Below are 11051 nucleotides of genomic sequence, written 5' to 3'. Positions count from 1 at the left end.
CCTGCGTGGTGCGGATTCTGCACTATTGCCGATCTGCAACGGTCGGGTTCTATATGTCGGCAAATAAGCATTTTCTCATATTCTCACGATTGCCAGTCCGATGTCGGATTTCATAGGCTCCGGCCTCGAAACGACGGGCCTATGAAATGGATATTTGTCTATGACTGGTCTTAAATCGACGATTACAGAGCTAATTGATCGCATCCTCGGAGATTGGTGTGCCGAACACGGGCACAAGAGAGGAAGCATTGAGGCAAGCCGAAGGGCGAAAAGCCTGACGCAGTGGATCGAATTCGGCGTGACCGATGAAACCGAGCTTTCAGACCTCATTCGCGACGATATCGTGATCAGCGTTGGTTAGGTGCGGTCAGTCGACCGGACAGGGCGTCTTCAAGCGCCCGCCCAATGGTGCGGGTCACACATGCATTATTCTTGTTCGAGCATCGCTTCTTTTCACCCCAATCCTGCGGCGTGCCTGTCGCAACCTACGATGCAAACGACCTGTCAGATTCAGCACCGAACCAATTTTGCATGTCGCCCGACAGGAGCAGGTTTCAGAACTCACGCCGCTAACGTTCTGAATTTATACTTACTGCCGTAAGCGTAAGTATTCTCCGCTCGATCCACGGTCGTCCTTATCGCGCGGCCAGTTCGGACCGACATTCCCTTCATCCGGCAATCGGAACGCTCGTGGTTGCGCCACTGGTTGTCAGGTTGGCAAATGCGATCTCACCGTCCGTAATGTAGTGGTTGACCTTTCCGGTCACCAAGCGCGAGCCTGACTGGTGCAATGCGACCTCCCCGATAACGCACCTTTCCTTCAACTCGTTGACGATGTAGTCGCGCTCGGCATTCGTATCGGAATCGGTTGCGTGCGTGATCTGGAAGGTTAGCCGGGTCAGAGAAAGCCCGGTATCCCTCGTACCCGCCCCAACCCACAGGACTCGTTCGTCTGGCGATGGCCTCTCCGTGTTCAACCAAAAGCTCGGTTCGCCCATGTCGTCCTCGGAGTGAGTGAGACTGAGCGCCCAGAAACGGATGTGATGGCGCTTGCGCGGGCTACCGTCTATCGGCTCCTGAAATCCGATGTCCTGCCGCCTTCCAAACAGATAGAAAGTACTGAACGGAGCCGTCGGATAGGCAGAGTTCAACAGAAACGCTCGCGTCATTCGCAGGGAGCTTGCCATCCCCAAGCTGTCCGCCTCGTACCAACCCGCTGCTGCAAAGGCGTCCTTTAGTTGTTGGATGGTACCGATGAGGACGAAATTGATAGGGTCGCCGGGAAGCCCGTCAGCCGTTATCGTGTATCGCGGGATCAATCCACGATGAAGCACCTTCAGACCCACGCGGACGACGTTCGGCAAAATGACATAGGCTGCCAAACCATAGGTGAGGCAAACCGCGAAAAGCCAAGGGAGCCTGTGATCGGCGGTGTCGAAAACAACAAAGACGATCAGCCAAATGCTGATCGCGCCCAAGCAGAAAACGAGAAATCTCTGGAAAAGGCGCGTCAGCAATCTCACAACACTCTCCCTCATCGAGCGTCAGATGAACTCGCCGTTCGTTCTCGCTATTTTTACACCGAAAAGCTCCAATTGGTAGCGCCGTCGCGCTTTCCGTTGATTTAACTTTTGCCGTGCCAACAGCGTGCCTGGCGCCACGCGTCGGCGACCTTTGCCAGAAGCTCCGGTTATACCCACGGCTTCCAAGGCGACGACATCTCCCTCTGCGACAGCTCGGTCTTGTCCTTTGCTGGCTTCGAACTGCAGTGCCCCTGTCGGATCAGGTGGTCACGCGTCCAAAGCGCGTTTCCACTCTCGATCCGGCGGCTCGAAAACGTCCGGTATCGTACGCATCGTCTGAGGTATATTCATTTTTAGGATTTCTGCTATCTTCCACGCCTGTTGTGGGAAGGAGACGTCATGTTTGTATCGAGTTTGGTGCCGGGCGCGTTTTATTGGGCAAGATCCACCGGAAACGCCGAGGGCAAACCGACTGTCGTGCAGGTCTCCACAGTGTTCGGCGAAGATCCGGAGTATTGGACTTTCGCGGTGGTCGGCTCCGAACAGCACCACATGATCGGCGATTTCGAGATAATTTCCCTCGTGGAACCTCCAAGCATGCATCAACTGCGCCAGGCGGCCGAGTAGTGACTCGCGGGCACACCACCCGTCGGTGACAATTGCAAGGTGGAATCCAACCATCGGGCATGCCCGTCTGGGGCGCTCCGACTTGGCAACGAGAAGAACCTATGGTTTCATCCTATAAAGGGTGAACACAACTCGCCCACCGGCAGGTACCGACTTCAAAGGCTCCCCGGCCGCACTGCCCTTCAGGGAATAAATGCCCAGTTTCGAGTTGATGACGACATATCCGTCGTATCGCCTGATGGTGTCTCCAGGGGCGAGACGAAATTCCGCTACTGATCCCAATTTGCCGTCGTTTGACAACATGATCCAGACCGTCGCCCCGTTCTCGTCACCAGCCAGTTGCCGGTGCCCGCCATCAGGCCCTGTGCACAAAAGGCCATAGCCGTTCGCGACCCAATCCTCGTCGCGGTCCCCGTCAAGATCCGCCCCTGTCACGAACCTGTTCGAAAGATCAACTTCAGAACCGTCGTTTCGGGCATTGCACGTGTCCTGCAGCCGGGCAAGAGTTTCGAGCATCCGCGCGGGGAACAGTCCTTCCCATTTTCGAACGTATTCCTGAGAGTTGATCCTTCTCGGCTTCCCCCCCTTCACCACCCTGGGCGCCGTCGAGGTCGGCCGGTTCTCATTGGTCTTTGTCAGGAAAGCCTGAAGCCTCGAGCGCAGTTCAACCTCGTCGCCATCGGTGGGCTGCCTGAAAAAGAGGAGAAGCGAACGGGAAACAGCTTCAGGAAGGTAGATGGGACTGACCCTTTCGGGCTTTCTTTGGATCGCCACACAGCTGTCGCCGTCCTCGAGAAGATAGAGGACCTGAACTTCCAGTCGGTTTTCAGCATTCGTCTTGGTCCCGAACACGGCCCATCCCCTACCGTCTCGGATCGTTTGCTCAACCAGGCCCCTCGCCACTTCCGGAACCCCGGCGAAAACTCCCTGCGTGTCGTCAGCCATCTGTCCGGCGAATACCGACCCATCAGAAGACATATGGAGTTGCGATGTAACCAGGTTCTCGAATGCCTCCGATCCCATTTGGAGACATTTTGGTGACGGTCGTTCCATCGAATGGGCGTCACCCGCCGCCACGAAGCAAATCGCAGCCACGCAGCACTTGTAGCGTGCTAGAGTCACGCGATCTCCCCTTCGCCTACAAACGGCTCTATCACCGCCAGACATCCTTGCAGAAGGTTTCACCGAACCAGATAGTTGCAATAAGATTATTGCAGAGTTGGCCCATTGCAAAACCATGCATCGCATTCACCGAGCGATTGTCAAGTAGCGCTCATTTTGAAGGTACCTTCCCGCGCCGTTTGACGGCGCTCAAACTGGGCGCTGCAGCCGTTCCAAACGAAAAACATATAGCAGAGGTTTCGCGTCGAATTGGTTTGGTGTCTCTCACCGGAACTTTTTCGCAGGACATCAAATGCGTATGGAGGAGCCGATGCCGGAACACAAGGAAGGACATAACCGCGCCTGAACTGACCCAATCCGATCCGGAGCTTCTTGCATTGGCTCGCGTAGGACAGCCGGTTGCATTTCGCCTGATCATGCGTCGGTGTAACCGTCGGCTCTATCGTATTGCCCGCGGTATCGTCCGTGGCGATACGCTGGCGGAAGAAGTGGTTCAGGAAGCCTATCTGCTGGCTTTTCGTCATCAAGACGACTTCAATGGAAGGTGTGCCTTCTCAACCTGGCTCACACGCATCCTCATGAACGAAGCGCTTGGACGTTTGCGCAAAGCAAGCCGGACATCCGAAGTCCATCTTGGCGCCAGCGGCTTGCCAGGGCACGTCCTCGACTTTCCAAACGGTGCTGCTCTCGACAATCCGGAAATTACGATGGCCCAGAAGCAGATTTTGAAACTGGTAGAAGCTGCAACCGATGGCTTCCGGAGGAATTTCGCATGGTCTTCATTGCCCGTGTCATCGAGGAAATGATGGTCGAGGAGACAGCAGAACTTCTCTCATTAAAGCCCGAGACGGTTCGGAGTCGCCTCCATCGAGCACGCGTTTTGGTCAGGGGGAAGCTGGATGGATAATCGGTCCGATTGCCGTCGACGCATTTCCCTTTGCCGGTTGGTAATGGGAACAGCTTGCCGAACGGGTCATGGAGCGGCTCTTCCCCCGTTAACTGCCCCCCTTCCCTTCACCAGCTATGGATCGAAGAATGTTGAACCAGATCTTCCGCAACCTCGACGCCACTCCCGTCGATCAGGCTGAAACATTGCCTGTGACACGCGAACAGGCTGAACAAGCCGTTCGCGTGTTCTTGCGGTGGGGAGGCGATAATCCCGACAGGGAGGGCCTTCGCGACACACCTGCTCGTGCGGCGCGAGCCTATAAGGAGATCTTCTCGGGATACCATATCGATCCCGCCACGGAGCTCGCGCGGACGTTCCGCGAGGTCAGCGGGTATCCCGAGATGGTCTTGATCAAGGCGATCCCGTTTCACTCTCATTGCGAGCACCATCTTGTTCCGATCATTGGCCAGGCATTCCATCATGGGCAGTCTCGCTCCGAAAGGAGCGGCCGTCCTTGTCGAAGCGGAGCATCTCTGCATGGCGATGAGAGGAATTCAGAAGCAAAGTGCGTTGGCGATCACCAATGCGTTCGAAGGCGATTTCAAGCTCGATGCGGGCAAGCACGCGCAATTCATGATGGTGGTACGGGCATAGTGCCAAAGCCGCGGTTGCTTCAGGTGCTTACCAGGGTGGGAAGACCAGGTGTTCCAGCACAACTGCCGACGGCAGTCTGGAACCGTGATCTTGCCGGACGAGATTTCAGGTGCGCGAGCAAGGTCGGATCATCATGAGTAGCCCGACCACCTCGAATTGCGGAATGAAAGAGACTCAAGACATCGAGCTTCAATCGGCAGCAATTGCCATTAGCCGGGCAACCGGGCTCTTTTGTACGGTATCGCACGGGACCTTAGTCCGGCTATCCCGGCATATGGCACAGGAGTTATCTTGAGAATGCCCAAGCGTTAACGGACAGTGGAGGCCCCGGGGGGAGATAGCGCCAATCAAGCCCCTCGGGACCTTCTACCTATCCATCAACCCTCGGCCAGACAGACAATCGACGCCCTCGGCGTTGGCTGGCTCTTCGATAACCCGTCTATCCGGCTATTCATGGCTTCCAATGCAACGCTATGAGATTCATGAAATTGAGAATGGCATGTGGGCCGTCGTCGATCACGATACCGGCAAACCGCTCGTGGACAGGAATGGCTTGAGCGAGAGAACCAGGCTGGAGGCTCAGGCGTTGGCTGATTTCCGTAACGGAAGGTGGCATCCGCCTCGGGAACGGGTTACATCGCCGCTTCACTGGATACGCGCAGCCTGGATGCTGCTCAGCGAATTAAGCCGGGGCGGCGGCAGGTCAGGCGGCTAGTGGTTCGCGCTTGACCACTTGGGCGAAACCGTAAGAAGCGATGTTGTGCTAAGCGCACGCGCGCGGAAACACTCAGCTCAGACCCGACGACTATTCATTATCACTATGGAAATTCCTGAACGGCAAGTGGATGCGCTTTCAGCAGCGCCTGTTTGGCCATTTCATCCAACTCTTCCTCCCGTTTGTTCAGAGCTTCCTTTTGATCCTTCCGTTCGCTATGAACCTGGTCGACTATTGGGGGCGGTTGCTCGACAGGCTGGCTGCTCACCATTTGTGCCAGTGAACAAGTGAATGCAATGGTGCAAAGCATCGTCTTCAGAGCAAGCTTCTTGCAGTCCGACATGCGCTCCCTCCATCGCCGTCGTTTTGTTAGTGCTATCACAGTATCAAATTTAAGTCGTCGCTAAAAAGGCTTCCCCTGTTTTTGAAGCATTCGTTGCCAACGCCGAAGCCAATCGCCAGGTTGAATGGAAGCGCATTAGGCCGCGAGGCGGGTGTTGACAAACGCCACCATAAGTCAATGGCTTGGCCACTCGGGGCTGAACGTAACGATGCGCTACGCGCGGGCGATATCGATATGATGCGCCAAGCGCTCGAACAAATCTTTCCCGACGTGATGTCATCGGCAGATCATCGCTTATGATGGCGGGATATTGGGCTGGCTGCGCCGCTTATAGACGCTCAGTTATGTGGAGTGGTATCACGGGAAGATTGCGAGTTGCAGGCTCTTGCGGTGCTGGCTTCACATCTCTTCGCAGTGCACATTAATCAAGGATCAGCAGATTGAGGCGAACCAGCGTCTCAGCGATCTGGCCTGCCTTCCCTTTGGCCTTCTCCTGCTCGAGGACGTTGGCCAATTCGATGGTCGAGAAGAAGCGGATCTTTCGGCGATGATGCTCGATCGCCTGAACGCCGAGGGCGGCGGCACGCGTTTTGCCTGTGCCCGGCCCGCCGATGAGGACAATGTTCTGTGCTCCCTCCACGAATTCGCATGGGGCAGTTGGCGCACCGTCGCCTCGTTGATCTCGCTAGCTCGAAGTCGTATCCGGAGATGTCCTTGTAGGCCGGGAAGCGGCCGCCTTCATGTATTAGGCAATCGAACGGGCCTCACACTCAGCCATCTCGGCTTTCAGCAACTGAAACAGGATCGGCACGGCCGCATCGAACGCTGGGGCTCCTTGCTCGATCAGGTCCGTGGCCGTTTGGGCCATGCCGCTACGCAGCATGATGACGACGGCGGCGCTGGCCGGATCATGACGCATGGCGACCTCCTACGATCCGGACCCGCAGACCGTCATAGCGTTCGACGTTGGCCCTGGGTTCACGCAGCAAGGTCAGCGCCTGTGGCGTGTCGATATCTCGGACCGTCGGTGGTCTTGCCGTGTCTCATCTTGGTTGTCGCGCTGCAGAACACCATAAAGTCCTCTTGCAGACGGGCGGGCCAAACGTTTTTAAACTCCATCCGCGCCTCGCAGCCAGGCACCAAGTGCACTCCGACTAGTGCTCACCTGCCGCTCCGCACACAGACGCTCGACCATTTCATCGAGCGGTCACGTCCTTGCGATAATCGATCATCTCGACGATGAAATCCTCTCGTGTGCATCCAAGCTTGAGGACCTTCGCCAACCCTGCGGCCGTGATGTCGGTTCACTACCGCTGGCTCTTGCGATCCAGCGGATTGCCGTCGAAATCCTAATCCCAAACCGGGCGGCAGGCTGGCGTGCCGACATGCCTGCCGCAGACGCCTTCAATACGCGTAACCGAAGATCATCGCTCAGTGCTCGTGCTATCATCCACCTTTTCGTTGTCGATGTTGAATAAGCTTCGCCGCGCCACGTCACCTCACACAATCGATTCATCGATCACAGGACCTGCTGTAGTCGACTTCCCGACCCTCGGATCGCAATCCTCTGTCATCTGCCAGGGACCCTTGCCAGGCGCAGGAGCCTCCCCGATTGTCCCGCTCATAAAGCGAACAACGTCTGAATGAGGGCTGCCGGAGAGTCTCGGCCGTCATCGATTGTGTTCCAGTGGCACCGTCTCAATCGAGGTGGGTGGGTTTCAGGATGGCACTATGTTTCGGCGCTGACGCCCGACCGGTGTTCACCTTTCACAAAAGCCGCATTGCAGTAGATCCTCCTGCCAATGACGGAGCGTATCGTGCTATCCCAACACTTCGTCGCCAGGCATGACGGCTGTAACGAACCGATACGAGTGATTCGCAAGGTAACGAGGATCGGCCTTTATCATCTGCACGAATTTCCGGTGGCCATCCTTTGTACGCCCAACCAAGCAACCTGCGCTCGTCCGACCAAGGTCGTCTTTCGGAGCGTCGTAGCCCCAGTGCTGGTTGATGGCGAACAGTCCGGTATCCAGCTGATCTCCCGTTCGCTTGAAATCCTTGTTCAGGTCGCGACACACGGTAACCGGCTCAACCTGAACTAGGGCCTCGTGCGCAGAAGCCGAATTGGGACGATGCGTACCGACCACCCACGCCTTATATTGGTTGAAGGCAATCCGAGCGGCACCCATAGGGTTCATTGGGTTCACCGTCCAAAATTTGCCAGGCTCCGTGGTCCCGTCCCATATCGCATTCTGGAGGTTTAGCCGTCCGTCCTCTCCTACCGAGAAAACGATACGGATATCGTTGAATTTGTTGGGGGCGTCGTCGTTCAACGTACCGTCCGGGTTTACGCCTTCCAGATACACAATGTTCTTGCAGTCGGGATGCCGACATATGAAATATTTCTTGCCCCGCATATAGCCGATAACCTTGTCGAACCAGGTCCCGCTCGTAGCAATCTCGGGAAGCATATTTGATGGAGAGACCAGGCGATCCGCCACCGCTCGCGTGAACCCGTCCCTCAGTGACACATTGTTGCTTTGGCAGAACTCGGACAAAGCCCACGTTGATACCGGGCCGAAACTTCCGTCTGCGGGAGGATCGAGGTAGCCTAGCTCAGATAGCCGCCATTGGACCGCCTTTGCCAACGGGGTATAACGGCTCATCTCAGAAAGATCGATGGGCGTGCCATCGAATTGGGCGAGCGCCTTCGAGGCGTCACTTCCTATTAGAGGCGCCGCCGCAACGTCAGCTGGCTTCCTGTAGCGCTCCGGTTGGATGTGCTCCTGGATGTAACTGTTGAGCCAGTTCCGGTAAGCTTGAGTTGCGTTTCCCCCGGCCGCGTCGATAAACCGCTGCGCCTTGGCCGCCCCTACTTGCGTCGCTAGGTCGCTAAATGTGTACCCCGTGCTTCCGCGCAAAAATGAACAAGCACCTCCCAACCCTTCGTGGTGAGCAAGATATATGAACTGAGCTTTCTCGTCGTCACCTGTTTCCTCGTCGACAAGTCCGTTTGCAATTAGTGACTTCAGGTTCGCAGCGCCGTACTCCGCTGCAGCGACTATCGACATCTCGGGATCAAACCGTAGTCTCAGGAGATTGTCTTCATCGCCCGGGGAGACTGCGTTTCCGTTTGTGATAAGACCTTTGGCTCTCGCGCGTTCGTTCAAATAGGTCCCGTTCTTTTTGGCCTCGCCAAGCCATGTCGCGGCAAGGAATTGGGTCAACCCGGCTGCCGAGCTTGTCGACGCTTTGCTATTTCGGTCCCATTCACCATTTGACAGTTTGGCAGCCTCAGCGTTGATCACTGCCGCGAGGGCAGCTGCATCAATTTCGGTGCGTTCTTCTGCAAGAAGCAAGTGTGGCCGGTAAACGTCGTTCACTCCCAAGACAAGTTCCCCAACGGCTTCTGGCTTGGCTGGCGCTTCGATCTTGGGCCCCGTTGGCGCGACCACGGTACTGGTGTCCACCCAGCCCGATTGCACCGTTCCGTCGTCGACCAGAACGTCCACTTTTTGCCACGGTGTTAAGGTCAGCTTTACCCTTGAGATGGACCCATTGACAGTTTTCGATTGGCCCTCCGGCTCATCGAAAAGTACAATTGGTATCCCTTCCGACTTTTTCAGAATGTCGGAGTGAACCCATCCGAGAACCTGCCTTCCGTCACGAAGAAGAGCGATCTTCATCCACGGTCCTATTTCCCGGAGGCCTGAGACTTTCTCACCTTCGAGGAGCGAAGCGACATTAATCGACGCATCATCAGGATCTGGTCGCAAATTTGTTGCTTGGGAAAGTGTATAGTCAACCATAACCATCCCCCCGGGCGCCCATAAGGGGACCCAAGTCGTGTCTATTCACACTCGATATGGTACTTTTTACAACTTACTCGCACCGGTTATTATTGTCATCCAGAATTAGTTTCGATTACTTCATTATGTGCTTGCACAACCATGCGAAAAAGTAGGTTCTCGGCAGATCCGTTAATCGACAAGCTTATGATGATTTGCGCTAGTCGCTTAACCCCACTGTAAAGGCGGAATTGATACCAGGATCCGCGGCCTGGCATTCGTCGGATTAGGCCACGGACGAAACCAGCATTGCGTTGGCTTCACAATGTCAGTGTCAACTGCTGCATGGTACCTGCGGTCCAGGGCTCCAGCGAAGACATGGTCAGTCCTAGCAGTCGAACTCCTTTACGTGTCGGAAATGCGCTTTCCAGGAGCGCGGCAATAGTTTCTTCGATCGCCGCTGGCGATTGGAAGCCCTGTGCTATGCTCTTGGAGCGCGTGATCTGGTTGAAATCTGAATACTTCACCTTCAGTGTCAGGGTCTTTCCCGAGATGCTGTTCGCCTCGCAATAGCGCCAGACCTTGGCGATCAATGGCTTCAAGCCTTCCAGTGCAAGCTCGTAGGAGTGGCTGGTCGCGTTATTCTTTTGGTTTTGAACGTGATAGTTGAAGACTTGCCAGGGAAAAATTCCGGGTGAGTAAGGACCTGAATTATGACCTGCCCTTTGCGAATGACGGATTGGGCTCTTGACGCAATTCGCGGCTGCAACCGAGCTCACGATTGAGCAAAGATAGGTCGTGATTGAGTTCATCGCACCAATCGGGCTCGGTCGAGAGCTGGCTCAGGAAACTTGGACAGCATGGATAAGTGGAATTTCTGACTGACTTCGGCTTAGATGCGGGAACAGGAGATACCATGACGAGACGACCGCGCCGCAACATAGCCCGGCCTTCAAGGTGGCGCTTGCGCCATCAGGGGTGAATAGACGCTGGTGGAATTATCTCTAGTAGTTCGACGTGCACGCCAATCAAATCAAGCAGTGGAAGGAGGAGCTCCTTGAGGGGGCGACAGGCATTTTCGGCGATTCCCTTGCGAGAGCGAAATGTCTGCTGTCTTGCAGAATTCGGCGGGCGTAAGACTGAGATTGATAGCGAGGATGAAACTAGGGGCGGTCCAAAGATGCGTTGGCCATATCATTCGCCTACCAAAGGTTTTCCGCTAAGTAAGCCAAACGTTGAAATCGAAAAAAACGAAGATAAATGCTTAATTGGTGCCGATTTTCACAGGGTGAAGGTGAACTGCACCCCAATTCGACCGGACACTCAGCATAAGCAGGAAGGCTCAAGCACAGGCTTGAGGATAGGCTTATGTCTAACGAGTTTCGACAGG

The 11051-nt window shown here is 55.6% G+C and carries 9 protein-coding genes and 4 pseudogenes; 6 read left to right on the top strand and 7 right to left on the bottom strand.

The genetic code is table 11. From position 1 onward, the window contains the following. Positions 1-160 precede the first annotated feature (160 nt). Complete coding sequence (locus FHX16_RS24480) at positions 161-361, top strand: hypothetical protein (RefSeq protein ID WP_259130860.1); 201 nt, start codon at positions 161-163, stop codon at positions 359-361. A 307-nt stretch (positions 362-668) separates the two neighbouring features. Here the strand turns inward: FHX16_RS24480 and FHX16_RS24475 are convergent, their stop codons facing one another. Beyond that, a complete protein-coding gene (locus FHX16_RS24475) occupies positions 669-1523 on the bottom strand; it encodes an LssY C-terminal domain-containing protein (protein ID WP_259130858.1) in 855 nt (284 codons plus the stop codon). Between the two features lie 399 nt (positions 1524-1922). Between FHX16_RS24475 and FHX16_RS24470 the strand changes: the two genes are divergently transcribed. Continuing rightward, positions 1923-2150: a hypothetical protein gene (locus FHX16_RS24470; RefSeq protein ID WP_183757591.1), complete on the top strand. Its 228-nt coding sequence runs from the start codon at positions 1923-1925 to the stop codon at positions 2148-2150. Positions 2151-2249: 99 nt separating this feature from the next. Here the strand turns inward: FHX16_RS24470 and FHX16_RS24465 are convergent, their stop codons facing one another. Continuing rightward, positions 2250-3002 carry a hypothetical protein gene (locus tag FHX16_RS24465; RefSeq protein ID WP_259130856.1) on the bottom strand — a complete coding sequence of 251 codons (753 nt, stop codon included), beginning with the start codon at positions 3000-3002 and terminating at the stop codon, positions 2250-2252. Positions 3003-3187: 185 nt separating this feature from the next. On the opposite strand from FHX16_RS24465, the gene FHX16_RS31490 reads away from it, so the two are divergent. From FHX16_RS31490 to folE, 3 genes and pseudogenes are all read left to right on the top strand, one after another. Further along, positions 3188-4078, top strand: a complete 891-nt coding sequence (locus FHX16_RS31490) for a sigma factor (RefSeq protein WP_310503150.1) — start codon at positions 3188-3190, stop codon at positions 4076-4078. After that, entirely contained in the window at positions 4045-4179 is a 135-nt protein-coding gene (locus FHX16_RS31650; protein ID WP_405049317.1) for a sigma factor-like helix-turn-helix DNA-binding protein, read from the top strand. The genes FHX16_RS31490 and FHX16_RS31650 overlap by 34 nt, the downstream gene beginning before the upstream one ends. Positions 4180-4310: 131 nt before the next feature. Then, positions 4311-4815: pseudogene (gene folE / locus FHX16_RS24455) on the top strand (GTP cyclohydrolase I). 818 nt (positions 4816-5633) lie between these two features. Here folE and FHX16_RS24450 read toward each other — a convergent pair. The 5 genes and pseudogenes from FHX16_RS24450 to FHX16_RS24430 form a co-directional block, all read right to left on the bottom strand. Then, a complete protein-coding gene (locus FHX16_RS24450; RefSeq protein ID WP_183757593.1) occupies positions 5634-5873 on the bottom strand; it encodes a hypothetical protein in 240 nt (79 codons plus the stop codon). 424 nt (positions 5874-6297) lie between these two features. Beyond that, positions 6298-6792 (bottom strand): annotated as a pseudogene (locus FHX16_RS24445) (ATP-binding protein); the annotation flags it as partial. A gap of 204 nt (positions 6793-6996) precedes the next feature. Then, positions 6997-7320 (bottom strand): annotated as a pseudogene (locus FHX16_RS24440) (helix-turn-helix domain-containing protein); the annotation flags it as partial. Between the two features lie 373 nt (positions 7321-7693). Beyond that, complete coding sequence (locus FHX16_RS24435) at positions 7694-9682, bottom strand: peptidoglycan-binding domain-containing protein (protein WP_183757594.1); 1989 nt, start codon at positions 9680-9682, stop codon at positions 7694-7696. A 299-nt stretch (positions 9683-9981) separates the two neighbouring features. After that, positions 9982-10473, bottom strand: coding sequence for a hypothetical protein (locus FHX16_RS24430; protein WP_259130853.1), 492 nt, complete (start codon positions 10471-10473; stop codon positions 9982-9984). A 104-nt stretch (positions 10474-10577) separates the two neighbouring features. On the opposite strand from FHX16_RS24430, the pseudogene FHX16_RS24425 reads away from it, so the two are divergent. Continuing rightward, positions 10578-10747, top strand: a pseudogene (locus FHX16_RS24425) (transposase); the annotation flags it as partial. Positions 10748-11051: the final 304 nt, after the last annotated feature.

The sequence above is a fragment of the Rhizobium sp. BK661 genome, from assembly GCF_024808825.1.
Classification (GTDB): domain Bacteria; phylum Pseudomonadota; class Alphaproteobacteria; order Rhizobiales; family Rhizobiaceae; genus Rhizobium.
Note: the sequence above shows the minus strand (reverse complement) of the source record. Positions and strands in the feature narration are given on the sequence as shown.

Coding starts and splice junctions, on each gene's coding strand:
- FHX16_RS24480 (WP_259130860.1), top strand. CDS start 161: ATGACTGGTCTTAAATCGACGATTACAGAGCTAATTGATCGCATCCTC.
- FHX16_RS24470 (WP_183757591.1), top strand. CDS start 1,923: ATGTTTGTATCGAGTTTGGTGCCGGGCGCGTTTTATTGGGCAAGATCC.
- FHX16_RS31650 (WP_405049317.1), top strand. CDS start 4,045: ATGGTCTTCATTGCCCGTGTCATCGAGGAAATGATGGTCGAGGAGACA.
- FHX16_RS24450 (WP_183757593.1), bottom strand. CDS start 5,873: ATGTCGGACTGCAAGAAGCTTGCTCTGAAGACGATGCTTTGCACCATT.
- FHX16_RS24435 (WP_183757594.1), bottom strand. CDS start 9,682: ATGGTTGACTATACACTTTCCCAAGCAACAAATTTGCGACCAGATCCT.
- FHX16_RS24430 (WP_259130853.1), bottom strand. CDS start 10,473: ATGAACTCAATCACGACCTATCTTTGCTCAATCGTGAGCTCGGTTGCA.